This window comes from Acrocarpospora corrugata, assembly GCF_009687845.1.
GTDB lineage: Bacteria > Actinomycetota > Actinomycetes > Streptosporangiales > Streptosporangiaceae > Acrocarpospora > Acrocarpospora corrugata.
This window is the reverse complement of sequence record NZ_BLAD01000074.1, coordinates 1-24,890: the sequence shown is the minus strand read 5'-3', so window position 1 is coordinate 24,890 and position 24,890 is coordinate 1. Positions and strand designations below refer to the sequence as shown.

At 71.2% G+C, this 24,890-nt stretch carries 23 protein-coding genes; 19 read left to right on the top strand and 4 right to left on the bottom strand.

Annotation, left to right across the window (positions count from 1 at the left end):
• Positions 1–124: 124 nt before the first annotated feature.
• The 13 genes from Acor_RS29445 (at position 125) to Acor_RS29385 (ending at position 13,449) form a co-directional block, all read left to right on the top strand.
• The gene (locus Acor_RS29445; protein ID WP_170317128.1) at positions 125–820 is read left to right on the top strand and encodes a response regulator transcription factor; all 696 of its coding nucleotides are present in this window, start codon (positions 125–127) and stop codon (positions 818–820) included.
• Positions 813–2,588 (top strand): sensor histidine kinase, encoded by a 1,776-nt coding sequence (locus Acor_RS29440; RefSeq protein ID WP_155340023.1) that lies wholly within the window; start codon positions 813–815, stop codon positions 2,586–2,588. The genes Acor_RS29445 and Acor_RS29440 overlap by 8 nt, the downstream gene beginning before the upstream one ends.
• A gap of 114 nt (positions 2,589–2,702) precedes the next feature.
• On the top strand, positions 2,703–5,153 hold the full coding sequence (locus tag Acor_RS29435) for an endonuclease/exonuclease/phosphatase family protein (protein ID WP_246239292.1): 2,451 nt from the start codon (positions 2,703–2,705) through the stop codon (positions 5,151–5,153).
• Between the two features lie 423 nt (positions 5,154–5,576).
• Positions 5,577–6,842, top strand: coding sequence for a cellulose-binding domain-containing protein (locus tag Acor_RS45620; protein WP_155340022.1), 1,266 nt, complete (start codon positions 5,577–5,579; stop codon positions 6,840–6,842).
• Between the two features lie 100 nt (positions 6,843–6,942).
• On the top strand, positions 6,943–7,827 hold the full coding sequence (locus Acor_RS29425; protein WP_155340021.1) for a helix-turn-helix transcriptional regulator: 885 nt from the start codon (positions 6,943–6,945) through the stop codon (positions 7,825–7,827).
• Positions 7,824–8,366, top strand: coding sequence for a type 1 glutamine amidotransferase domain-containing protein (locus Acor_RS29420; RefSeq protein ID WP_155340020.1), 543 nt, complete (start codon positions 7,824–7,826; stop codon positions 8,364–8,366). Before Acor_RS29425 ends, Acor_RS29420 begins: the two co-directional genes overlap by 4 nt.
• 138 nt (positions 8,367–8,504) lie before the next feature.
• The gene (locus Acor_RS29415) at positions 8,505–9,266 is read left to right on the top strand and encodes a DeoR/GlpR family DNA-binding transcription regulator (RefSeq protein WP_155340019.1); all 762 of its coding nucleotides are present in this window, start codon (positions 8,505–8,507) and stop codon (positions 9,264–9,266) included.
• Positions 9,267–9,271: 5 nt separating this feature from the next.
• Entirely contained in the window at positions 9,272–10,252 is a 981-nt protein-coding gene (gene pfkB / locus Acor_RS29410; RefSeq protein ID WP_155340018.1) for a 1-phosphofructokinase, read from the top strand.
• A gap of 43 nt (positions 10,253–10,295) precedes the next feature.
• On the top strand, positions 10,296–11,405 hold the full coding sequence (mtlA, locus tag Acor_RS29405) for a mannitol-specific PTS transporter subunit IIC (protein WP_155340017.1): 1,110 nt from the start codon (positions 10,296–10,298) through the stop codon (positions 11,403–11,405).
• 4 nt (positions 11,406–11,409) lie between these two features.
• A complete protein-coding gene (locus Acor_RS29400) occupies positions 11,410–11,718 on the top strand; it encodes a PTS sugar transporter subunit IIBC family protein (protein ID WP_155340016.1) in 309 nt (102 codons plus the stop codon).
• Entirely contained in the window at positions 11,711–12,145 is a 435-nt protein-coding gene (locus Acor_RS29395) for a PTS mannitol transporter subunit IIA (protein ID WP_155340015.1), read from the top strand. Before Acor_RS29400 ends, Acor_RS29395 begins: the two co-directional genes overlap by 8 nt.
• Complete coding sequence (locus tag Acor_RS29390) at positions 12,142–13,167, top strand: zinc-dependent dehydrogenase (protein WP_155340014.1); 1,026 nt, start codon at positions 12,142–12,144, stop codon at positions 13,165–13,167. Before Acor_RS29395 ends, Acor_RS29390 begins: the two co-directional genes overlap by 4 nt.
• 12 nt (positions 13,168–13,179) lie before the next feature.
• Entirely contained in the window at positions 13,180–13,449 is a 270-nt protein-coding gene (locus Acor_RS29385) for an HPr family phosphocarrier protein (protein WP_155340013.1), read from the top strand.
• Positions 13,450–13,502: 53 nt separating this feature from the next.
• On the opposite strand, the gene Acor_RS29380 is transcribed toward Acor_RS29385, so the two are convergent.
• Together Acor_RS29380 and Acor_RS29375 are read right to left on the bottom strand one after the other, a co-directional pair.
• Complete coding sequence (locus Acor_RS29380; RefSeq protein ID WP_246239278.1) at positions 13,503–14,234, bottom strand: sulfite exporter TauE/SafE family protein; 732 nt, start codon at positions 14,232–14,234, stop codon at positions 13,503–13,505.
• 49 nt (positions 14,235–14,283) lie between these two features.
• Positions 14,284–14,760 (bottom strand): hypothetical protein, encoded by a 477-nt coding sequence (locus Acor_RS29375; RefSeq protein WP_218034551.1) that lies wholly within the window; start codon positions 14,758–14,760, stop codon positions 14,284–14,286.
• A gap of 233 nt (positions 14,761–14,993) precedes the next feature.
• On the opposite strand from Acor_RS29375, the gene Acor_RS29370 reads away from it, so the two are divergent.
• From Acor_RS29370 to Acor_RS29350, 6 genes are all read left to right on the top strand, one after another.
• Positions 14,994–18,830, top strand: coding sequence for a Pls/PosA family non-ribosomal peptide synthetase (locus Acor_RS29370; protein WP_246239276.1), 3,837 nt, complete (start codon positions 14,994–14,996; stop codon positions 18,828–18,830).
• Positions 18,831–18,839: 9 nt separating this feature from the next.
• Positions 18,840–20,123: a M1 family metallopeptidase gene (locus Acor_RS29365; protein WP_155340011.1), complete on the top strand. Its 1,284-nt coding sequence runs from the start codon at positions 18,840–18,842 to the stop codon at positions 20,121–20,123.
• A 55-nt stretch (positions 20,124–20,178) separates the two neighbouring features.
• Positions 20,179–20,307, top strand: a complete 129-nt coding sequence (locus Acor_RS45615; protein ID WP_281353276.1) for a hypothetical protein — start codon at positions 20,179–20,181, stop codon at positions 20,305–20,307.
• An 83-nt stretch (positions 20,308–20,390) separates the two neighbouring features.
• The gene (chrA, locus tag Acor_RS29360; RefSeq protein WP_155340010.1) at positions 20,391–21,629 is read left to right on the top strand and encodes a chromate efflux transporter; all 1,239 of its coding nucleotides are present in this window, start codon (positions 20,391–20,393) and stop codon (positions 21,627–21,629) included.
• A gap of 14 nt (positions 21,630–21,643) precedes the next feature.
• Complete coding sequence (locus Acor_RS29355; RefSeq protein WP_155340009.1) at positions 21,644–22,177, top strand: DUF4396 domain-containing protein; 534 nt, start codon at positions 21,644–21,646, stop codon at positions 22,175–22,177.
• Complete coding sequence (locus Acor_RS29350) at positions 22,153–23,157, top strand: FAD-dependent oxidoreductase (protein ID WP_155340008.1); 1,005 nt, start codon at positions 22,153–22,155, stop codon at positions 23,155–23,157. The genes Acor_RS29355 and Acor_RS29350 overlap by 25 nt, the downstream gene beginning before the upstream one ends.
• Before the next feature lie 288 nt (positions 23,158–23,445).
• Here the strand turns inward: Acor_RS29350 and Acor_RS29345 are convergent, their stop codons facing one another.
• On the bottom strand, positions 23,446–24,366 hold the full coding sequence (locus Acor_RS29345) for a hypothetical protein (protein WP_155340007.1): 921 nt from the start codon (positions 24,364–24,366) through the stop codon (positions 23,446–23,448).
• 260 nt (positions 24,367–24,626) lie between these two features.
• A partial coding sequence (locus tag Acor_RS43495; RefSeq protein WP_218034550.1) for a hypothetical protein occupies positions 24,627–24,890 on the bottom strand: 264 nt, incomplete at its 5' end.

Genomic DNA, 24,890 nt, shown 5'->3' with positions numbered 1-24,890 from the left:
TGGAGCCCCCATCCTCATCGTGTTGACGGCGAGGATGGTGGGGAAATGTTAGGAACCCGTCAGGAACCCTTAGTCCTTCTGTGAACCGTCCCCGCAGGCGGACAGCCACCCTAAACTCGGCGATATGTGCGCCTATGTCCTGGTTGCTGAGGACGACGAGAAGCAGGCGGAACTGCTCCGCCGTTACCTGGAGTGGGAAGGCCACGCCGTCGGCCTCGTGCACGACGGGCGCTCGGTGCTGGACTCCGTCCGCCGCCGGGCCCCCGACCTGCTCGTGCTCGACGTGATGATGCCCAAGGTCAGCGGCCTGGACGTGTGCCGGATCCTGCGGGCGGAGTCGGACCTGCCGATGCTCATGCTGACCGCCCGCGCCACCGAGGACGATCTGCTGCTCGGCCTCGACCTGGGCGCCGACGACTACATGACCAAGCCGTACAGCCCGCGCGAGCTGATGGCCCGGATCCGCACCCTGCTCCGGCGCACCCGCCGGGCCGCCACGCCCGTAGAGCCCCTGCTGCGCGTCGGCGACCTGGCCGTCGATCCGGTACGGCACGAGGTCAGCGTGGCCGGGGAGTCCGTCGAGTGCACCCCCGGGGAGTTCCAGCTGCTGGAGCTCCTGATGTCCCAGCCGGGCCGGGTGTTCACCCGGGCGCAGATCCTGGAGCATCTGCATGGCTTCGACCGGCACATCACCTCCCGTACCGTCGACGTGCACGTGATGAACCTGCGCAGGAAGATCGAGCCGGATCCGCGCCGGCCGGTGCGGCTGCTCACCGTCTACGGCGTCGGGTACAAGCTCGCCGACGGCCCGCATGGGTGACGTCCCGTTGCGCCGCAGCCTGCTGCTGCGCCTGCTCGCGGTGACCGCGCTGGTGTCGGTCTGCTCGATCGCGGCGACCGCCTGGCTGACCGTGCGGAGCACCACCGTGGCGCTCCGGCAGGAGCAGGGGCAGGCGCTCTCCGACGACGCCCGGGTCTACGACGCCCTGCTCGGCTACGCGGCCGGGCACCCCTCCTGGTCCGGCGCGGCGGAGACCGTACGGCGGCTGGCCAGGGAGACCGGGCACCGCGTCACCCTCACCACCGAGGACCGCGAACCGGTGCTCGACTCCGATCCCGGGCCGATCACGCTGCCCGCGAAGCCGACCGCGGTGATCGAACCGCTGGCCGTCGACACCCCGGATCACATCGACCCGCGCGCGGTCGGCCCGTTCCGGCTGCCCGCGGGAGAGCGCGACCAGTTGCGCGCCGCCGCCCAGCGGCGGGCCGCCTGCCTGCGCGACGCCCTGGCGAACGTCACCGCCACCGTCGCCCAGAAACCCAGCGGCCGTTCGTACGTCGAGACCCGCAACATCGACCCGACCACCTCCAGGTGCGCCGGCCTCGCCCTCGACCGGCTGACCCCCACCGAGACGAAGGCGCTGGACCGGCTCAGCACGTCGGTCAACGCCTGTCTTCAGCGGCGGGACCTGCCCGAGGTGCGGCTCGGCCTGGACTTCAGCTGGTCCCCAGTCCCGGCCCCGGTCCGGCCGGCCGGGACCGGGAGCCTCACCGAGAGCGTGCAGAAGTGCGTCACCGCGAGCCGCCGCGAGCAGCTCGCCCCCTATGTCGCGCCGACCGCGCTGCTCTTCGTCGGCAGCCGCGCCGGCCCGCCTTCGACGATCTTCGATCTGTCGCCGGCCAACCAGGTCAGGATCGCCGGGGTCGCGGCGCTGGTGCTGCTGGCCACCGTGGCCGTCACCGTCCTGTCCGGCGTCCGGCTGGTCCGGCCGCTGCGGGCGCTGACCGGAGCCGTACGGCGGATGGAGCGGGGGGATCTCGCGGCCACCGTCCAGATCGCCAGAAAGGACGAGATCGGCAGGCTGGCGGCGGCCTTCAACGCCATGTCCGTCCGGCGTACCCAGCTGGAGGGCCTGCGCAAGGCGATGGTCAGCGACGTCGCGCACGAGCTGCGCACCCCGCTGAGCAACATCAGGGGCTGGCTGGAGGCGACCGAGGACGGCCTCGTCGCCCCCGGCCGGGCGCTGATCTCCTCGCTCCTGGAAGAGGCCCTGCTGCTCCAGCACATCATCGACGACCTGCAGGACCTGGCGGTGGCCGACGCCGGCGAACTCCGCCTGCACCGGGAACGCTTCGACGTCACCGACCTGCTCGCCCAGGTCGCCCAGGCGCACCGGAGCGGCGCCGACGCCGCCGGAGTCACCCTGTCCCCGCCCGCCGGCGCCCCGCTGGAGGTGCACGCCGACCCGGTACGGCTCCGCCAGGCCGTCGGCAACCTGATCTCCAACGCGATCCGGCACACACCCCCCGGCGGCGCCGTCGCCCTGCGCGCCCGCCGCGACGGCGACGGCACGGTGATCGAGGTGGCCGACACCGGCACCGGCATCGGCGCCGACGACCTGCCCCTGATCTTCGAACGGTTCTGGCGGGTGGACCGGTCCCGCAACCGCCGCACCGGCGGCAGCGGCCTCGGCCTGTCCATCGTCCGCAAACTCCTGGAGGCCCACGGCGGCACGGCCTCCGCCACCAGCACCCCAGGCCAGGGCTCCACCTTCACCCTCCGCCTGCCGGGAGATGTCGCACGCTAACGACGCCTGTCCGCAATATCGAGGAATGGTGACAAATAAGCGACGTACCTACCCCCTGTGGTGCATACGTAGCACCATGCTCCTGGGCGATATCTCGATCTAGGAGCACCTTCTGTGGCAACACGCAAAACAAAACGGCGCTTAATCACGGCGGCGGCCCTGCCGCTGGCCCTCGCGGCGACCATGGCGACCCTGCCTGGCTCCGCGAACGCCATCTCCACCGATGTCGTCATCTCCGCCGTCTACGGCGGCGGCGGCAACTCCGGAGCGGCCTTCAAGAACGACTTCATCGAACTCGCGAACGTCACCGGCAGCCCGATCGACGTCTCGACCTGGAGCATCCAGTACGCCTCCGCCGCCGGCGTCGTCTTCCAGATGACGTCGCTCATCGGCAGCATCCCGGCGCACGGCCGCTACCTGATCCAGCAGGCCGCCGGCGCCGGCGGCGCCCTCACGCTGCCCACGCCCGACGCCGTGGGAACGGTCCCGATGTCGGCCACCTCCGGCGTGGTCGCCCTGCGCACCAGCCAGTTCCCGCTGGTGGGCTGCGGGACCGCGTGCGCCACCGCCCCCGACGTCAAGGACCTCATCGGGTACGGCGCCACCGCCAACGTCGAGACCCTCGCCGCTCCCGGCCTGACCAACACCACGGCCAACGCCCGTTCCGGCGCGCTCGTCGACACCGACAACAACGCCGCCGACTTCTCCTCCGGCGTCCCGAAGGCCACCAACACCGCCGGCACGACCGTCTCGGCGGCCGACCCCGACCCCGGCCCCGGCGATCCCACCCCGGGCCCGCTGCGCATCCACGACATCCAGGGGTCGGGCCGCATCTCGCCGGTGGTCGGGCAGAACGTCACGAACGTGCCCGGCATCGTCACCGCCGTCCGCGTCACCGGCAGCGCCCGCGGCTTCTGGTTCCAGGACCCGTCCGCCGACGCCGACCCGCTGACCAGTGAGGGCCTGTTCGTCTTCACCGGCACGACCACCCCGACCGTCGCGATCGGCGACTCGGTGCTGGCCACCGGCCGGGTCACCGAGTTCCGCCCGTCCACGGGCGCCCAGTCGCTGACCGAGATCGGCGGCACGGTCACCTACACCAAGCTGACCGGCGGCAACACGCTGCCCGCGGCCATCCCGGTCGCGCTGCCCGATCCGTACACCAAGACCGGCGCCCTGGAGGCGCAGCCGCTGGAGCCGGGCTCGTACACGCTCGACTGGTACGAGGTCCACGAGGGCATGCGCGTCACGGTCGCGCAGAGCGCCCGCCTGGTCAGCCCCGCCAACGACTTCAACGAGCTGTGGGTCACCCTCAAGCCGGGCCAGAACCCGACCCCGCGCGGCGGCACCATCTACCAGTCCTACGACGACCAGAACAGCGGCCGGCTGCTGATCCAGGCCCTGACCGGAGCCCCCGAGGCCAATGTCGGCGACACGCTGGCCGGCGGCACCGTCGGCGTCATCGACTACCAGAACTTCGGTGGGTACGCCCTGATCGCGACCACCCTGGGCGCGGTCACCGACAACGGGCTCAAGCGCCAGAAGGTGCTGCCGCCGAAGAAGGCCGGCGACCTGTCGGTCGCGACGTACAACGTGGAGAACCTGGCCGCGACCAACCCCGCCGCCAAGTTCGCCCGGCTCGCCCAGGCGGTCGTCACCAACCTCGGCTCGCCGGACATCCTGGCCCTGGAGGAGATCCAGGACAACAACGGCGCCGTCAACAACGGCGTCGTCGCGGCCGACCAGACCGTCGCGCTGTTCATCGCGGCGATCACGACGGCCGGCGGCCCCGCCTACGACTGGCGTTCCGTCGACCCGGCGGACGGCACCGACGGCGGTGAGCCCGGCGGCAACATCCGCCAGGTCTTCCTGTTCAACCCCGCCCGGGTGACCTTCGTGGACCGGCCGGGCGGCGACGCCACCACGGCCGTCACGGTGCTGCGCGAGCGCCCGACCAGCAACCAGGTCTCGCTGTCGGTCTCTCCTGGCCGGATCAACCCGGGCTCCGCCGCGTGGTCGTCGTCCCGCAAGCCGCTCGTCGGCGAGTTCCTGTTCGACGGCAACAAGCAGCTGTTCGTGGTCGCCAACCACTTCAACTCCAAGGGCGGGGACTACCCGCTGACCTCCGCCGTGCAGCCGCCCAACCGCGTCACGGAGACCCAGCGCATCCAGCAGGCCTCCGAGGTCAACGCGTTCGTCCAGGACCTGTCGACCAAGAGCCTCGCCCGCGCCCGCGTCGTCGTGCTCGGTGACCTGAACGATTACCCGTTCAGCCCGGCCGTCAACACGCTGACCAGCAACGGCACCGCGCTCAAGACCCTCATCGACACACTGCCCGCAGGTGAGCGCTACAGCTACGTGTTCGACGGCAACTCCCAGACCCTCGACCACATCATGATCAGCCCGGCGATCAAGGGCTACTCCTACGGCGTCGTCCACATCAACGCCGAGTTCGCCGACCAGGCGAGCGACCACGACCCGCAGATCGTCCGTATCCTCACCGGCTGCGACACCAGCCCGCTACCTGCCCGCTGCACCCCGGGCAGCCCCGTCGTCGACGAATAACCTCTAGCCGAACACCGAATAAAGCAGGGCCGCCGAATCTTTTCGGCGGCCCTTTGCAATTATTCCGTTTTCCTCTCCTTGAACCGGCGGACGCCTACAAGAAGGAACTGCTGAAACGTTCACGCAATCATCTAACGAGCGAATTGCCATCCGCTGGCCGCTCGGCGTGCGCGGAAGGTCCGGCCAGCGGGTTCTCCCGGCTGGTACCGCTTCGAGCGGGTTTTGACAGGTCGTCCGGGGCGCGGTGACCATCGGCCCTTGCGAGCGAGTGGCCAGCGGCCGAGCCCACCCACCTCGCGCGAATACCCCGCCGCCGAAGCCGGGCCCGCCGCTCCACGTCCGTTCCGGGCGCACTCTCGCCCTTTCGGATGACATTTCCGATAAGCCGTCGAATTGGCGAAAGTTCACGAAAGAGAGCGCCGCATGACCGGTTTCGACGCCCGCCCCCGGGCCCGGCGAGCACTCACCGTGCTCACCGCCCTCGCCCTCTCGGCAATCCCCTTATATCCCGGTACGGCTACCGCCGCCGCCCCCGCCTGCCGCGTCGAATACACCGTGAACCAGTGGTCCGGAGCCTTCACCGCGACGGTCCGCCTCACCAATCTCGGCCCCGCGACGAGCACGTGGGCCCTCCGCTGGACCTACCCCTCAGGCCAGCGCGTCACCAACGGCTGGAACACGGTCATCACCCAGTCCGGCACCGCCGTCACGGCGGCCAACGCCGCCTGGAACGGCTCCCTCGCCACCGGCGCGACCACCGAGTTCGACTTCCAGGCCACCTGGACATCGGCCAACCCGATCCCCACCGACTTCACCCTGAACAACGCCTCCTGCACCGACTCCCCAAGCCCCTCCCCAAGCCCATCGCCCTCCCCGTCCCCATCGCCCTCCCCGTCCCCATCGCCGACGCCATCGCCGTCACCGAGGCCGTCGCCTTCTCCTTCGCCGAGCCCGAGCCCATCGCCAAGCCCATCGCCAAGCCCATCGCCGAGCCCCCCGCCCGGATGCGCGGGCGCGGTCGTCTGCTCGGGCTTCGAAGACCAGACGGGATCAACCCCCAGCGGCAACTGGACGGTCGTCACCCCCAACTGCGCCGGCACCGGCACCGCGACGATCGACACGACGATGGCCCATTCCGGCAGCAGATCCCTGCGCATCGCCGGCGGCGGCAACTACTGCAACCACATCTTCGCCGCCACCACCGCCAGCCTCTCCACGGTCGCCCCCGTCGTGTACGCCCGGCTCTGGATCAGGCACACCACCGCTCTCCCCGCCAACCACGTCACCATGATCACCATGGCCGACTCCACCGCCGGCGGCCGGGACCTCCGCCTGGGCGGCCAGAACGCCGCCCTCCAGTGGAACCGCGAACTCGACGACGCCACCCTCCCGGAACAGAGCCCCAACGGCGTCGCCCAGAGCCGCCCCCTGCCCACCGCCCGCTGGGTCTGCCTCCGCTTCCAGATCGACACCACCCGCCAGGCCATGTCCACCTACCTGGACAACACCGAGGTCCCCGGCCTCCACCTGGACACCACCCCCACCACCGACATCGACGCCCAGTGGCTCCGCCGCACCACGGCCCCCCGCCCCACCACCCTCCGCCTCGGCTGGGAAAGCTACGGCTCGGACTCCGACACCCTCTGGTACGACGACGTGGCCCTAAGCTCCTCCCCCTTGTCCTGCTGACCCCCAATCGGACACCCCGGGGGCTGTCACTCACAGCCCCCGGCACGACTCAAAGCGATATTGACCATGGCTTTACCTGGACATATGCGACAATAGGGACATGAAGCGCTCGGACGCGCTGGGTGAGTTCCTCCGGTCCCGGAGGGCTCGGCTGACCCCGCCGGACGTGGGGCTGCCGTGGCGGGCGAACGGCCGGCGGGTGGCGGGGTTGCGGCGCGAGGAGCTCGCGCTGGCCGCCGGGGTCAGCGTGGACTACTACACCCGGCTGGAACAAGGGCGGGTCGGCAACGTGTCCGACCAGGTGCTCGACGCGGTCGGCGGAGTGCTGCGGCTGACTTCGGAGGAACGCCGCCACCTGCGCGAGCTGATCAGGACCCGGCCGGGCGACGAGGCGGAGCCCTGGGCGTCCGGGCCGATCCGCGCGCGGGCGGCGCTGCGGATGATGGTGGACATCCTCGACCCCGTGCCGGCGATCCTGGTCACCGGGGTCCTGGACGTCGTGGCCGTCAACCGGACGGCCAAGATGCTCATCCACGACTTCGAGGCGATGCCCCGCGCCGAGCGCAACATGGTCCGCTGGACGTTCCTCGACCCCGGGGCGCGGACCGTCTTCCCGGACTGGGAGCAGATCGCGGCCGACTCCGCCGCCTGGCTCAGGAGCGCGCTGGGCCGCGCGACCGACTCGCGGCCGCAGGAGCTGGTCGACGACCTGCTCGCGCGTTCCGACTATTTCGCCCGATGCTGGGCCGACCATCACGTGACGTACTGCACGCACGGCACCAAGCGCTTCCGCCATCCGGCGGTGGGCACCATGTCCCTCAACTGGGAGTCCTTCACGCCGACAGCGGACCCCGATCTGTACCTCCTCGTCTACACCGCCGCGACCGGCTCCCCGTCCGCGGAGAAGCTGGCCGCGCTCCCGAGTAGGGCCCTGGAGAACGGGCAGGGGAAGAGTCCAAGCAGCTCAGAGGGGAGGCAGCCATGATCGAAGGCAAGACCGTCGCATTTCTCGCCGCGCCCGAGGGCGTCGAGCAGGTCGAGTTGACCGAACCGTGGCAGACCATCATGAACGCCGGGGGCACACCCCGGCTGATCTCCACCCGGGAAGGCCGGATCCAGGCGTTCAACCACCTCGACCGAGGCGACACGTTCCCGGTGGACGCCACCGTGGACCAGGTCGACGCCGCCCAGTTCGACGCCCTCGTCCTGCCCGGCGGTGTCGCCAACCCCGACTACCTGCGCACCCGCCCCGAAGCGGTCCGGTTCGTGCGGGCGTTCTTCGACATGGGCAAGCCCGTCGCGGCGATCTGCCACGCGCCGTGGACGCTCATCGAAGCCGAGGTCGTGCGGGGGCGCACCATGACGTCGTGGCCCAGCCTGCAGACCGACCTGCGCAACGCGGGCGCGACCTGGCACGACCGCGAGGTCGTGGTCTGCACCTCGGCCCCGTCGACGCTGGTCACCAGCCGGATGCCGGACGACCTGAAGGCGTTCGGCGAGGCGGCGATCGAGGCGTTCGCGTAGTTCGGAGGCAACACCCAAGAGCCGCCGGCGACCAGGAGTCGCCGGCGGCTCTGGCTTGTGCCCGTACGCTCTTGACGTCCAACACATACGGGTATAAATAAAGATGAAACCAAATGGAAACGGCGGTGAATCAACATCGTGTACGCGGAGGAGCGGCAGCAGGAGATCCTGCGCCGGGCCCGGGTGGCGGGGCGGGTGGACGTGGTCACGCTGGCCGAGGAGCTTCTGGTCACCACCGAGACCATCCGGCGGGATCTGACCGCGCTGGAGCGGGCCGGGCTGCTGCGCCGGGTGCACGGCGGCGCGATCCCGGTGGAGCGGCTGGGCTTCGAACCGGCGCTGGCCGCCAGGGACGAGGTGATGACCGCCGAGAAGGAGCGGATCGCCAAGGCGGCCCTGGCCGAGCTCCCCCAGGACGGCGCGATCATCATCGACGCGGGGTCGACGACCGGCCGCCTGGCCCAGGTGCTGCCGACCGACCGGGAGCTCACGGTCATCGTCAACTCGCCGCCGCTGGCCACCGTGCTGGCCACCCGCGGCAACCTGTCGGTGATCATGCTCGGCGGCCGGGTGCGCGGCCGTACCATCGCCACCGTCGACGACTGGGCGCTGCGCCCGCTCGACAACCTGCACGTGGACGTGGCCTTCATGGCCGCGAACGGGTGCACCGTGAACCGGGGGCTGACCACGCCCGACCCGGCCGAGGCCGCGATCAAGCGCGCGATGATCGGCGCGGCGCACCGGACCGTGCTGCTGGCCGATCACACCAAGTTCGCCAACAGCTACCTGGCCAGGTTCGCCACGCTGGCCGACATCGACATGGTGATCACCGACACCGGCCTGGACAGCGGCCTCGCCGCCGACCTGGCCGCGGCCGGCCCCGAAGTGATCCGGGCCTGACGGCCATGATCCTCACCCTGACCCTCAATCCGAGCCTGGATCGCACCATCGAGGTCGAGTCGCTCACCCGGGGCGCGGTCATCCGGGCCGCGACCGCCCATCTCGACCCGGGCGGGAAGGGCGTCAACGTGTCGCGCGCGCTGCTGGCCAACGGGGTCGCCTCGTGCGCGGTCATCCCGTACGGCGGGGACGAGGGCCGGCGCCTGGTGGAGTTGCTGTTCACCGAGGGCCTGGACATGATCACCGTCCCGGTGGCCGGGTCGACCCGGTCGAACGTGACGATCGCCGAGCCGGACGGCACGGTGACCAAGATCAACGAACCGGGCACCGCGCTGTCCCCGGCGGAGCTGGACGCGGTCGCGGACGCCGTACTCAAAGCGGCCCATTCCGCCGACTGGGTGGTCGCCTCCGGCAGCCTCCCGCCGGGCGTGCCCACCGACGTGTACGCCCAGCTGTGCGCCCGTTTCGCCGCCGCCGGGATCCTGGTCGCGGTGGACACCAGCGGCCCGGCCCTGTCCGCCGCGATCGCCGCCGCCCCCGCGCTGGTCAAACCCAACCGGGAGGAACTGACCGAGGCGACCGGCCGGCCGATCGCCTCGGTGGGCGACGCCGTCGAGGCCGCCCTGAGCCTGCGCGAGCGCGGCGCCCGCGCCGTGCTGGCCAGCCTCGGCCCGGACGGCGCGATCCTGCTGACCGGCGAAGGACACCCCCGCGGCTGGTACGGCTACGCCCCCGTCCCCGAACCCCGCAGCACGGTCGGCGCCGGCGACGCGATGCTGGCCGGCCTGCTGGCGGGCGGCGGCCCGGCGGCGGGCGGGGCGGCGCTGGCCGAAGCCCTCGCCTGGGCGACGGCGGCGGTCGGATTACCGGGCAGCCGGATGCCGCTCGCCGCCGACATCAGACGCGACCAGGTCCAGGTCCGGGAGCTGCGGCTCCAGGACGCCCACGAACCCCACCTCGCCCAGCCGCTCCGGTCCGGGGGCTGACAGCGGCACGTTTCCACCCCCCACCCCGAAGGAGCGTCAGAACATGACGACCGATTACACCCCAGCGGTCCAAGGGACCGGCGTCAAAGCCACCATCCAGCGCCTCGGCGGCCACCTGGCCGGGATGATCATGCCGAACATCGGCGCGTTCATCGCGTGGGGCCTGATCACGGCACTGTTCATCCCGACCGGATGGCTGCCGAACGAGCAGCTGGCCGAGTTGGTCGGCCCGATGATCACCTTCCTGCTGCCCATCCTGATCGGCTACACCGGCGGCCGGATGGTGCACGGCCAGCGCGGCGCGGTGGTCGGCGCGGTCGCGACCATGGGCGTGATCGTCGGCGCCGACGTGCCGATGTTCCTGGGCGCCATGATCATGGGCCCGCTGACCGCGCTGATCCTGAAGTACGTGGACGCGTACACCGAGGAGCGGACCAGGGCCGGGTTCGAGATGCTGGTGGACAACTTCACCGCCGGCATCATCGGCGGCGCGATGGCGATCGCCGGGGTGTTCGCCATCGGGCCCGTGGTCGAGTGGCTGACCGCGCGGGCCAGCGAGATAGTCGACTGGCTGATCGGGCAGCAACTGCTGCCACTGGTGTCGCTGCTGATCGAACCCGCCAAGGTGCTGTTCCTCAACAACGCGATCAACCACGGGGTGCTCGGGCCGCTCGGGGTGGCGCAGGCCGCCGAGACCGGCAAGTCCATCCTGTTCATGCTGGAGAGCAACCCGGGGCCCGGCCTGGGCCTGCTGCTGGCGTACATGCTGTTCGGCCCGCGTTCGCTGCGTCCCACCACGCCCGCCGCGATCGTGATCCACTTCCTGGGCGGCATCCACGAGATCTACTTCCCGTACGTGCTGATGAAGCCGCGCCTGATCCTGGCGGTCATCGCGGGCGGCGCGTCCGGCGTGCTCACCTTCCTGGTGACCGGCGCGGGTCTGGTGGCCACGCCGTCGCCGGGCAGTATCTTCGCCTACCTGGCGGTGACGCCGAAGGGCGGCTGGTTCGGCGTACTGCTCGGCATCCTGGTCGCGACGGCCGTGTCGTTCGCCGTGGCGGCGGTGCTGCTGGGCTTCGGCCGCGGCGAGAAGGCGGAAGACGAGCCGGAGACCCCCACCGAGGAGAGCACTCCCGTGAAATCGGAGGCATAGATCGATGGCGAGCATCGAGAGCAAGGACATCCACAAGATCATCGTCGCCTGCGACGCCGGCATGGGCAGCAGCGTGATGCTGGCCGGTCAGCTGCGCAAGGCGCTGAAGGGCACCGACATCGTGGTGACGCACATCCCGGTCAACTCCATCCCGGCCGACGCCGACGTGGTGCTCTGCCACGCGGGACTGGCGGCCAGGGCCAGGGCGTCGGCGCCGGGCACGGTGCTGATCCCGTTCCAGATCTTCATCGGCGACCCTGCGGTGACCGGGCTGATCTCCACGATCAAGAACGGCGGCACCGTTCATGACTGAGGCCGTGCTGGACCGGCGGGCGGTGCGCCTGGAAGCGGTGGCCGCCGACCGGGAGGACGCCATCCGGCAGTGCGGGCAGGCGCTGCTGGCGGTGGGCGCGGTGCGGGAGCCGTACCTGGTGACGATGCTGGAGCGGGAGCGGTCGATCTCCACCTATGTCGGGGAGGGCGTCGCGATCCCGCACGGCACGCTGGCCGGGAAGGACGCGGTGCTGCGGGACGCGCTGTCGTTCCTGCGCTTCCCCGGCGGCGTCGACTGGGGCGGCGAGCGGGTGACGATCTGCATCGGCATCGCGGCCACCGGCGACGGCCATGTCGCGGTGCTGGCCGAACTGGCCGAGATCCTGCTCGACCCGGAGCGGGCCAGGGTGCTGCGGGAGAGCGGCGAGGCCGACGAGGTCATCGCGATCCTGGGCGGTGCCGCGTGAAGGTCGCCCGTTTCCACGCCCCCGGCGACCTCAGGATCGAGGACGCGCCCGAGCCGGTGGCCGGTCCCGGCGAGGTCAAGATCCGGGTACGCAACTGCTCCACCTGCGGCACCGACGTCAAGATCTACAAGCACGGCCACCACCACATCGACCCGCCCCGGGTGATGGGCCACGAGATCGCCGGGGAGGTCGTGGAGTCGGCGGCCCCCGGCTGGTCGGCGGGCGACCGGGTGCAGGTGATCGCCGCGATCCCGTGCGGGCGGTGCGCGGAGTGCCGGCGCGGCCGGATGACGGTCTGCCCGAACCAGGAGTCGATGGGCTACCACTACGACGGCGGCTTCGCCGAGTACATGGTCGTCCCGGCCAAGGTCCTCGCGGTGGACGGCCTGAACCGGATCCCGGCCGGGGTCGGCTTCGCCGAGGCGTCGGTGGCCGAGCCGCTGGCCTGCGTGCTCAACGGCCAGGAGCTGGCCAGGGTGGGCCCCGGCGACGACGTGGTCGTGATGGGCTCCGGCCCGATCGGCTGCCTGCACGTACGGCTGGCGCGGGCCAGGGGCGCCGCCCGGGTGTTCCTGGCCGACATCAACCCGGACCGCCTCGCCGTGGCCGCCGCCCTGGTCCGCCCCGACGCGGCCATCCACGCCGAGGTCGAGGAGCAGGTCGCCAAGCTGACCGACGGCCGCGGCGCGGACGTGGTCATCACCGCCGCGGCGGCGGGGGCGGCCCAGGAGCAGGCGATCAGGATGGCCGCCAGGCAGGGCCGGATCAGCTTCTTCGGCGGCCTGCCCAAGGACAATCCGATCATCTCCTGCGACTCCAACCTGGTGCACTACCGGGAGCTGACGATCGTCGGCGCGAACGGCTCCAGCCCGGCCCACAACGCCCGCGCGCTGGAGCTGATCGCCACCGGCGCGGTCCCGGTCGCCGACCTGATCACCGAGCGGCTGCCGCTGCCCGACGTGCTGGCCGCGATCGACACGGTCGCGCGCGGCGCGGCCATCAAAGTCACGATCGAACCCTGAGAACGGAGAGCCATGCCGGAGAGGACTGTGACGATCGCGTCGGCGACCGGCCTGCACGCCAGGCCCGCGAAGCTGTTCGTGGAGGCCGCCGCCCGCCAGGGCGTGCCGGTGACGATCCGGCTGGGATCGTCGGGGCGGGCGGTCCCGGCCAACAGCATGCTGTCGGTGCTGACCCTGGGCGCGACCCACGGCAGCGAGGTGACCCTCCAGGCCGACGGACCCGGCGCGGAGGCCGCGCTGGACGAACTGGCGACCTTACTGGCCACCGACCTGGACGCCTGAGTACGGTTTACGCGGCCGGATCGAGGAATCCGGCCGCGGGCGATCATCCGGCGTCAGACGTAGGTCTGGTAGCCGAGGACGGCCGCGACCAGCAGGCCGCAGCCGGCGGCGAGCAGGCGCAGGCTCTGGCCGGGCAGGCGGCGGACCACCGGGGGGCCGAGCCGGCCGCCGAGCAGCAGGCCGAGGGCGAGCGGCAGCGCCGCCGACCAGTCGACCGGCCCGAACAGGGCGAAGCCGAGCGCGGCCACCGCGTTCGCGAACAGGCCCAGCACGTTCTTGACCGCGTTGACCCGGGCGGGGAGCTGGTCCAGCGCGGCCGTGAGCACCGCGAACATGATGACGCCCCCGGCCGCGCCGAAGTAGCCGGTGTAGACCGCCACCGCGAACACCGACAGATGTACCGCCAGGCCCGCCCGGGGGCGCGGGTGGGGGGCGCGGAGCAGCAGCAGGGCGGCGGCCGCGATCAGCACCGGCGCGACGTACTCGAACACGCGCGGCGGTGTGACCAGCAGAAGTGCCGCGCCCGCCGCACCCCCGAGGGCGGCGGCCACGCCTAGCCGGCGCAGCAGCGGTCCCTGCCCGGACAGTTCGGGCCGGGACCCCGCCGCCGCACCTAGTCCGGTGAACAGCAGGGCGAAGGTGTTGGTGACGTTGGCGGCCAGCGGCGGGAGGCCGATGGCCAGCAGCGCCGGGTAGGAGGCGATCGACGCGATGCTGACGACCGTGCTCAGCAGCCCGGCCAGCACGCCCGCGGCGGCAAGTCCCAGAAATTCCCCGATGACCACCCGGAAACCCAACCACAGCGGTAGGGATGGGTGTCACCGGCCCCCCGGGTTAGTAGCCGCCCGCGTCCGCGCCGGTGTCGGCGGCCGGGTCCGCGGCCGGGTCGGCCGGGGCGGCGCTCTTCACCCGGTGGTCGCTGAGGTGCAGGTCGCCGCCGAGCTTGACCTTGAGCGCGTCCAGGACGGGACGTTCCGCCAGCACCGTCCAGAGGTTCCCGACCAGGTGCGGGTTGTACTCGGGGGCCTGGTCCATCCACTCGTCCTTGAGCTTCTGGGTGGCGAAGGTGTTCACGAAGAACTGGCCGACGTCGGTCTTGCAGGCGCCGGTGCGCAGGTCCTCCGCGTCCACCTGGATGTCCGGCGTGCAGCCGACCTTGGCGGAGAGCTGCTCGACGGTGGGGGGCGGGCCGAGGACGGTCTCCCCGGTGCCGGTGGCCGTCTCACCGCCGGGCTCGCTCCCTGAGCAGGCCACGGTGGACAGCAGTGCGATTGCCGATAAGGCGAGCGCGATCTGGCGCGTACTTGTCAACACACTCGAGATACGCAGCCCACCCCAGCAAGGTTCACTCCACAATAACGCCTATTAGTAATTTTACGGGCATATATCGGGCGTACCGGGAATGATATTTCACTCCCGGGTGATTCAATGCCTATGGCGCCAATGCGCCCGGCGGCCCGGAAGACGGTCTGAAGCGAGCGGCGGCACTCGGCTCGGACAGCGGCCGCATCGCTTGACCACCGGGGGAAACCTTGCCTTCATCCGTGTCCGACCTGGCCCTATCGATCCCATCGCCCACCGCTCCGGCTGCGATCTTCCTCGCCGGGGACGCCGCGCCGCCCGCGCGCACCCTGCTGGACGTCTTCGACACGACGGTCCGGCGGCATCCCCGGGCGCGGGCACTGGACGACGGCACGGTCGCGTACGACTACGCCGAACTGGCGTTCGAGGTGACCGGGCTGGCGGCCGAGCTGGTGCGGGCCGGGATCGGGCGCGGCGACCGGGTGGGCGTGCGGGTGCCGTCCGGGACGGCCGATCTGTACGTCGCCATCCTGGCCGTGCTCCGGGCCGGCGCGGCCTACGTGCCGGTGGACGCCGACGACCCCGACGAGCGGGCCGAACTGGTCTTCGCCGAAGCCGGCGTGTGCGCGGTCGTCGGCGAGAGCCGTACCCTCACGATCCGGCGGCAGCCGACCGGCGCGCGGGGGCGCCCGGAGCCCGGCGACGACGCGTGGATCATCTTCACCTCCGGCTCGACCGGCAAGCCCAAGGGCGTCGCGGTCTCGCACCGGAGCGCCGCCGCGTTCGTCGACGCCGAGGCGCGCCTGTTCCTGACGGCCGACCCGATCGCCCCCGGCGACCGGGTGCTGGCCGGGCTCTCGGTGGCCTTCGACGCCTCCTGCGAGGAGATGTGGCTGGCCTGGCGGCACGGCGCCTGCCTGGTCCCGGCCCCCCGCGCGCTGGTGCGCACCGGCATGGACCTGGGCCCCTGGCTGATCGACAAGGGCATCACCGTGGTGTCCACGGTGCCGACGCTGGCCTCGCTGTGGCCGGTGGAGACCCTGGACGACGTCCGCCTGCTGATCTTCGGCGGCGAGGCCTGCCCGCCCGAGCTGGCCGACCGGCTGGCGGTCCCCGGCCGCGAGGTGTGGAACACCTACGGGCCGACCGAGGCCACCGTGGTGGCCTGCGCCGCGCCGCTCGGCCAGGAGCCGGTCCGGATCGGGCTGCCGCTGGACGGCTGGGACCTGGCCGTGGTCGACCAGACGGGCACGCCCGTCGCCATGGGCGGCGTCGGCGAGCTGGTGATCGGCGGGGTCGGCCTGGCCCGCTACCTGGACCCGATCAAGGACCTGGAGAAGTACGCCCCGCTGCCCTCGCTCGGCTGGGAGCGCGCCTACCGCAGCGGCGACCTGGTCAAGGCCGAGCAGGAGGGCCTGATCTTCGTCGGCCGGGCGGACGAGCAGATCAAGATCGGCGGTCGCCGGATCGAGCTGGGCGAGATCGACGCCGCGCTGAGCGCCCTCCCCGGCGTGGCCGGGGCCGCGGCGGCGGTGCGCACCACCGGCGCGGGCCACCAGCTCCTGGTCGGCTACGTGGTGGCCGCGGATGACTTCGACCCGCGCTCGGCGCGGGAACGCCTGCGGGAGGCCCTCCCGGCCGCGCTGGTCCCCCGGCTCGCCGTCGTGGACGACCTGCCGACACGCACCTCCGGCAAGATCGACCGGGACGCGCTGCCGTGGCCGCTGGCCGCCACCGAGGACACCGGCGGCCTGTCCGGCGTCGAGAAGTGGCTGGCCGAGCGCTGGCAGGAGATCCTCGGCGTCACCTCGGGCGACCCGGCCGCCGACTTCTTCACGCTGGGCGGGACCAGCCTGGCGGCGGCCCGGCTGGTGTCGGTGCTGCGCGACCAGTACCCGGGGGTGGTGGTCGCCGACCTGTACGACCACCCGACCCTGCGCGGGCTCGGCGCGTTCCTGAAGGCGATGGACGCCCAGGACGCCGCCACCAACGACCGCGCCGTGACGCCGCTCCCCCGGCGGGCCGCGCTGGTCCAGGCCGCGCTGATGATCCCGCTGCTCACCGTGGGCGCGCTGCGCTGGCTGGTGGGCCTGGCGGCGCTCAACAACATCGTCGCCCTGCCCTGGGCGCCGGTCGTCTCGTGGTGGTACGTCGTGCTCGGCTGGCTGCTGGTCGTCTCCCCGCTGGGGCGGATGAGCCTGGCGGCGGCCGTGGCCCGGGGCCTGCTGCGCGGGCTGAAGCCGGGCACCTACCCGCGCGGCGGCCCGGCCCACCTGAAACTGTGGTTCGCCGAGCAGTTCGCGGCCAGGATCGGCGTGGCGGAGTTGTCCGGCGCGCCGTGGATCACCCACTACGCGCGGGCGCTGGGGGCGCAGATCGGGCAGGACGCCGACCTGCACACGCTGCCGCCGATCACCGGCATGCTCCGGCTCGGCAAACACGCCGCGGTCGAGCCCGAAGTGGATCTGACCGGCTACTGGCTGGACGGCGACCTGCTCAGGGTGGGCGAGATCAGGATCGGCGCGGGAGCCACCCTGGGCGCCCGGTCGACGATCTTCCCAGGCGCCAGGATCGGCAAGAACGCGCAGGTCGTCGCCGGTTCCGCGGTGCGCAAGGCGGTCCCCGCCGGGGAACGCTGGGCGGGCGCGCCCGCCACCAGGACCGGGAAGGCCCGGCACCCCGCCAAACGGCCGCCGCGCTCGCCGCGCTGGGTCGTCCAGTACGGCGTCTCCGCCCTGCTGCTCAGCCTGTTCCCCGTCTTCGCCGCGCTGCCGGGACTGCTCGTGCTGCACGCGTTCCTGGGGTCCACGCCGGGCTCGGCGCTCACCGGGGCATTGCTCGGCGTGCCGCTCGCGACCGTGCTGTCGATGGTCACGTTCGCGCTGCTGATCCTGGTCGCGGTCCGGTTCCTGGGGGTCTGCCTGCACGCGGGCAGCCATCCGGTGCACAGCCGTACCGCGTGGCAGGCCTGGATGACGGCGCGGCTGATGTCGATGGCCCGGGTGTGGCTGTTCCCGCTGTACGCGAGCGCGTTCACGCCCGTCTGGCTGCGCGCGCTCGGCATGAAGGTCGGGCGGGACGTGGAGCTGTCCACCGTGCTCGCGCTGCCGTCCATGACCACCGTCGGGGACGGCGCGTTCCTGGCGGACGACACGATGGTCGCGCCGTACGAGCTGGACGGCGGCATGCTCCGCATCGACCACGTCCGGATCGGCAAACGCGCCTTCCTCGGCAACTCCGGGATGACCGCGCCCGGCCGCAAGGTCCCGAAGGACGGCCTGGTCGGGGTGCTGTCTTCGACCCCGAAGAAGGCCAAGGCGGGCTCCTCCTACCTCGGCATGCCGCCGGTCGAACTCCGCCGCACCGCCGAGGACTCCGACCGCGGCCGCACCTACAACCCGCCGCTCCGCCTCAAGATCGCCCGCGCCGCCGTGGAGAGCTGCCGGATCATCCCCGCGATGGCCACCGTCGCCGTCGCGATCCTGGTCCTGGCCGCCCTCGAAACCCTCACCGTCCGGCACGGCTACGCCGTCGCCGCCCTGCTCGGCGGCTTCGTCCTGGCCGGCGCCGGCCTGCTCGCGGCGCTGCTGGCCGTGGCCGCCAAATGGGCGCTGGTCGGCCGGATCCGCCCCGGCAACCGGCCGCTGTGGAGCTCCTTCGTCTGGCGCAGCGAACTGGCCGACAACTTCGTCGAAATCCTCGCCGCGCCCTGGTTCGCCCAGCCGTTCCTCGGCACCGCGCCGCTCAACCTGTGGCTGCGCGCGCTCGGCGCCAAGATCGGCCGCGGCGTCTGGTGCGAGACCTACTGGCTGCCGGAGATCGACCTGGTCACGCTCGGGAACGGCGTCTCGGTGAACCGCGGATGCGTGCTTCAGACCCACCTGTTCCACGACCGGGTGATGAGCATCGATACTGTCGTGTTGCGGGACGGATCGACACTCGGCCCGCACGGGGTCGTCCTGCCCGCCGCGGAGGTCGGGGAGAACACCACGGTCGGACCTGCGTCCCTGGTGATGCGCGGGGAATCCCTGCCCGCCCAGACCCGCTGGTTCGGAAACCCGATCGCGGCGTGGTTCTGATGGAGAACGGTGTCCTATTTTCCGAAGCGGGGTAACGAGGGTTACCGCGTTCTGCACTACGATCTCGCGCTGGATTACCGGGTGGTCACCAACCGGTTGAGCGGCACCGCCGTGCTTTCTGCGGTGGCGACCGCGCCGCTGGACCGGTTCGAGCTGGACCTGGGCCTGTTCCGGGTCGGCCAGGTCCTCGTCAACGGGACGCGGGCCCGGTTCGCGCACCGGGACGACAAGCTCAGGGTCACCCCCGGCGGCTGGCTGGCGGAGGGGCGTCCCTTCTCGGTGGAGGTGCGGTACGCGGGCAATCCGCGGCCGGTGCCGAGCCCGTGGGGGGAGCTGGGGTGGGACCAGCTGACGGACGGGGTGATCGTGGCCAGCCAGCCGATCGGGGCCTCGTCGTGGTTCCCGTGCAACGACCGGCCGGCGGAGAAGGCGACCTATCGGATCGCGGTGACGGCGGCTTCGCCGTACCAGGTGGTGGCGAACGGGACGCGGATGTCGGCGATCCGGGGGGCGTCGGCGACGACCTGGGTGTACGAGCAGGCGGAGCCGATGGCGCCCTATCTGGCCAGCGTGCAGATCGGGCGGTACGCGTCGGCGGATCTGGAGGGCGAGGTGCCGCAGCGGGTCTACTACCCGCCCCGGCTGGCCACCCGGATCCGGCAGGATTTCGGGCGGCAGGACCGGATGATGGCGACGTTCACCGACCGGTTCGGGCCGTACCCGTTCGGCGGGTACACGGTCGTGGTCACCGATGACGTGCTGGAGATCCCGGTCGAGGCGCAGGGCATGTCGATCTTCGGGGCCAATCACGTGGACGGGCGGCGCGGCAGCGAGCGGCTGGTCGCGCACGAGTTGGCGCACCAGTGGTTCGGAAACAGCCTGACATTGGGTCATTGGCGCGATATTTGGCTTCATGAGGGGTTCGCGGCGTACGCGGAGTGGCTCTGGTCGGAGGCCTCCGGCGGCGACCCGGCCGCCGTGCACGCCCGGCGCTGGCACCGCCGGCTGGCCACCGCGCCCCAGGATTTCGTGCTGGCCGACCCCGGCGCCCGCCGCCTCTTCGACGACCGCGTCTACAAGCGCGGCGCTCTCACCCTGCACGCCCTGCGCACCGCCCTCGGCGACGTCCCCTTCTTCTCCATGCTCCGCGAATGGACCTCCGCCCACCGCCACGGAATCGTAAACACCGGCATGTTCACCGATTTAGCGCGACATTTCACGCCAGAACCGCTGGATGGCCTGTTCGCGGCCTGGCTCTACACCGCGAAACTGCCCGCCTTCCCCGGAGCCTGAATCTGTTTCGGTTTAATGGGCAGACGGTGTGAACCTATGTGACTAATGGTGCGTCATGATTGTCAGGGAGGCCCGCATGGACGTCCTGGACAGCCTCGTCGACACCGAGCTCCACCTGGAACTCGTCCTCGTCGAGGCCCTGCACTGGGAAGCAGATCGGCTGGCCGCCCCAGCCGATCACTGAACCCCCGGCGCCCGCCCCTCACGGTGGGGGGCGGGCGCCCGACCGTCATCCTCCGTTCATGTGGGCTGTCCATAATTCGCGGGATGAGCAGCCGATTGGGCGAAGTCGCCGCCGCGTTCCTGAAGCTCGGCGTGATCGGCTTCGGTGGCCCCGCCGCGCACACCGCGCTGATGCGCGACGAGCTGGTGCGCCGCCGCGGCTGGGTGAGCGACGAACGCTTCCTGGACCTGATGGGCGCGACCAACCTCATCCCTGGCCCCAACTCCACCGAACTCGCCATCCATCTCGGCCACGAACGCGCCCGGGCGCGCGGCCTGGTCGTGGCCGGGGTGTGCTTCATCCTGCCCGCGTTCGTCCTGGTGCTCGCCCTCGCCTGGGCGTACGGACGGTACGGCCGGACTCCCGCGGCCGAAGGTCTGCTCTACGGGATCAAGCCGGTGGTCGTGGCGATCGTGGTGTGGGCGGTCGCCGGGCTGACCAAGACCGCGATCAAGAACGCGCCCACCGGGATCGTCGCGGCGGCCGTCCTGGTGGCGTACCTGCTGGGCGTCAACGAGCTGCTCCTGCTGGCCGGCGGCGGCCTGCTGGTCATGGCCTGGCGACTGCGCCCGGACGGGCACGCACTCCTCCTCCTGTTCCCGCTGGACCCGCTCCGCCGGGCCCTGTTCCCGCTGGACCCGCTCCGCCCTGCCCTGTTCCCGTTAGATCCGCTCCGCCCCGCCCTGTTCCCGTTGGATGCGATCCGCCGTATCCCGTATTTCCTGGACCCCTCCGGCGGCGACCTCATCCGCCTGTTCCTGACCTTCCTCAAGATCGGGTCGGTGCTCTACGGCAGCGGCTACGTGCTGCTGGCCTTCCTGGAAGGCGATTTCGTGGTCCGCCTCGGCTGGCTGACCCAGGAGCAACTCCTGGACGCGATCTCCATCGGCCAGGTCACCCCGGGCCCGGTGTTCACCACCGCCACCTTCATCGGCTACGTGATCGCCGGGCTGCCCGGGGCCGTGCTGGCGACGATCGGGATCTTCGCCCCGTCGTTCGTCTTCGTCGCGCTGCTGACCCGGCTGGTCCACTGGATCAGGGGACGGGCCTGGTCGTCGGCGTTCCTGGACGGAGTGAACGCCGCCGCGCTCGCGCTGATGGCCGGAGTCACCCTGCATCTTGGCAGGGAGGCCCTCGTGGACCCGCTCACGGTCGTGCTCGCGGGGGTGACTTTGATCCTCCAGTGGCGTACCAGAATCAACACCGCCTGGTTCATCGCGGCCGCGGCGGGAATCGGAACGGCCAGGGCGTTGTTCCTCCTTGCATACCCCATGGGGGTATAGACTGGAGGTCCATCATGGAACACCGGCCCCGAGCCAGCTGGTCCACCGCCACGTCGGCGACCCTGCGCTGCCTCACCGGCTGCGCCATCGGCGAGATCCTGGGCGTGGTCATCGGCACCGCCCTGGGCTGGCACAACGCCCCAACCCTGATCCTGGCCATCGCCCTGGCGTTCTTCTTCGGGTACGCGCTGACGTTGCGCGGCCTGCGCCGGGCCGGGCTGGACTGGCGGCGGGCGATCCGGCTGGCGCTCGCGGCCGACACGCTCTCCATCCTGGTCATGGAGATCGTCGACAATACCGTGATGCCGGCGGTCCCCGGCGCGATGGACGCGGCACTGACGACCACGCTGTTCTGGGGCGCCCTGCTCGGCTCCCTGGCGGTGGCCTTCGTCGTCACCACACCGATCAACAAGTGGCTCATCGGCCGTGGCCGGGGCCACGCCGTGGTGCACAATTACCACCACCGACTGACGGGCATGCTCCCGACATTAAGGGAGATGCCAGACTCGTCGAGGGGAGCGTCATGGCCGGCGGAGCGGATGTCGTAGTCGTCGGCGCCGGGGTGATCGGGCTGACCACAGCCGTCTGCCTCGCCGAGAGCGGCCTGCGTGTCCAGGTCTGGAGTTCGCTGTTCCGTGAGCGCACCACGTCCGCCGTGGCCGGAGCCATGATCGGCGGCCCGGTCTTCACCGAGCCACTGGACTCCACCGTCCGCTGGCAGCGCACCTCCATGGACGAGTTCACCGCCCTCGCCAAATCCCCCGGCACGGGATCCCGAGTCGCCCGCGGCCGCCTGGTCAGCCGCCTCGGCGACGACATCCCGCCCTGGGCCGCCGCGCTCCCCGGCTACCAGCCCTGCACCCCCACCGAGAGCGCCGGCTTCCCGGTCGCCTTCTGGATCACCTCTCCCCTCGTCGACATGCCCGTCTACCTCGACTACCTCACCGACCGCCTGATCAAGGCCGGCGGCGACCTCCAAGTCCGGACCGTGACCAACCTGGCCGAACCGGCCGCCGCCGCACCCGCCGTCGTCAACTGCACCGGCGTCGGCGCCGCCACCCTCGCCGGCGACGACCACGTCCGCCCGATCCGCGGCCAGCACGTCATCGTCGAAAACCCCGGCCTGGACGACTTCTTCTACGAGGGCGGCGCCGAAACCGACTGGACCGGCTACATGCCCCACCCCGGCCGCGTCGTCCTCGGCGGCAACGCCACCCCCGACAACTGGACCCTCTCCCCCGACCCCACCCAAACCGAAGCCATCCTGTCCCGCTGCATCGCCATCGAACCCCGCCTGTCCACGGCCCGAATCCTCGCCGTCGAGGTGGGCCTACGCCCCGGCCGCCCATCCATCCGCCTCGAACCGGACCCCAACACCAACGTGATCCACTGCTACGGCCACGGCGGAGTGGGCGTAAGCATGTCCTGGGGCTGCGCCCACGAAGTCACCACCATGCTCACCACAACCGGAAGCTCACATATCCGGCTCCATCAAGGTCGAGAAGCCAGCCAACGGCGTCAGGTCTAAGTTGGTCATCTGTGAACTCGTCCGCCCATAGCCTGAACGAGGCGTCGAGGTCGACAAGGGAGTTGCATCCATCCCCTCCGGCATCCGTCTGCCACCGACTGAGAAGCCAGAAGACCGGTGCCGATCCTTCCCAAGCGGTGAACCTGGTGGCAACAGCACCCGAGCACGCTGAAGCGGAGTGCCGGGCACCAAAGGCACATGGGCACGGAAACAGCCACGTCCTCGCCCGCTGGATGCGCGTTTTGGTGGTCAGCCCCTCCGTCCGAGTGGCCCCGATGCCCAGCCGACTCAGGGGCGGTGAGCCCAGATCAAACCGTTGCGGCCAGAAGGTGCCGCGCCGACCGCCCAGACGGAGCCGCTCTCCGGCTGGATGGCGAGGTCACGGACGGACGCGTTCTGGTTCGGCGGAGCCGGAAAGGCGCCCGGCTCGACACTTTCGGTGCCGATGTGCAGAAACCCGCTGCCTCCGCCCTTGGCGTCGTAGACGACCCAGGCCCCGCCTCTGCCGTCGGGCTCCGCCTGGGCGCGCGGCTGGATGCCCGGTTCACCACGGACCTCGAAGTTCCAGTTGCCCACGTAGCCGGACAGCAGCAAAGTCTCACCGCAGAAGGAACTGCCGCACGGCCAGGCGACCCAGCCGACGGCCATCACCTGGCCGGTCTCACCGTCGACCGCGACATCCGTCAGCTCCGAGATCTGGCCCGAGTGAGCGGACGGAATCACGGGAAGTGCAACCGCGCGCCAGGCCGTGCCGGTCCAGCGGGCCAGAGCCGCCGTGCCCCGCACGGAGCCCGCCGCCCACTTTCCGTCGAGTCCTTTGACCACGATGGGCGTGGGGACCTTGCGCCACACCGACCCGACCAGGAGCCGCAGTGTGGACCGCGCCTTCCACCCTGCGTCACGGGCCGCGGGGAACGCATTTGAGTTCTCGATGACCCACAGGTTTTTGCCGATGGAGTACGCCCGATCCACCCGGCCATAGCTCCATCGCTTGACCTGCCAGCGCTTGCCATCCCACCGGGCGTACCGCGACGCGCCGAACGCCCAGACCCTGGTGTCGGACGCCGACGCCAGCCGCTTCACCCGGAAGCCCGGCCCGGTGACACGCTTGAAGGTGGAGCGGCCGCCCTTGAGCAGGAGCGACTCGGTGCCGCTCGATCCGCGCCTCGTCCCGGCGACCCAGACCGCCCCACCCGGCGTCACCGTCACCGCGTCATAGGAGTCACGGAGGTCGTCATGAACGACACTCCACTGACCAGCCGGCGCCGCGGCGTGGGCGGCGGCTGGCCCAGCAGTGACGAAAAGGGCGACGGCTGCAGCGGTGCCGCGAAAAAATATTCCCACAAAGGGTTAGACGCGCCTTTCGGGAGAAAAGTTTGCATGCGGCAGGGCAGGAGATGGCGATCGCGCACTGTGGAGCGTGGCAGGCCGCCGGGTGATCGTTGATGCCATGCCGCCGTCGGCCACGGTCAACCGCGGTGCCGCGCGACATCGGCGCCCGATCGGGATGGCACGCCAGCCCGCCCCGCCGGGTGAAGACGGACGCGACGACGTTTGCGCTGCGAAATCGGTATGACACGACTCGCCGGATCGGCACCGTCCACGGCCGGATCGGCCATCCACATCGCGGCCCCTATGAGCCAGCGGGAGATTCGGGCCAGGCCGGGAGCAGGATCGCAGGTATTGATCGCGAGATCCTGGGCTCGGATCTCTAATTCCCGCTCAGATAACAG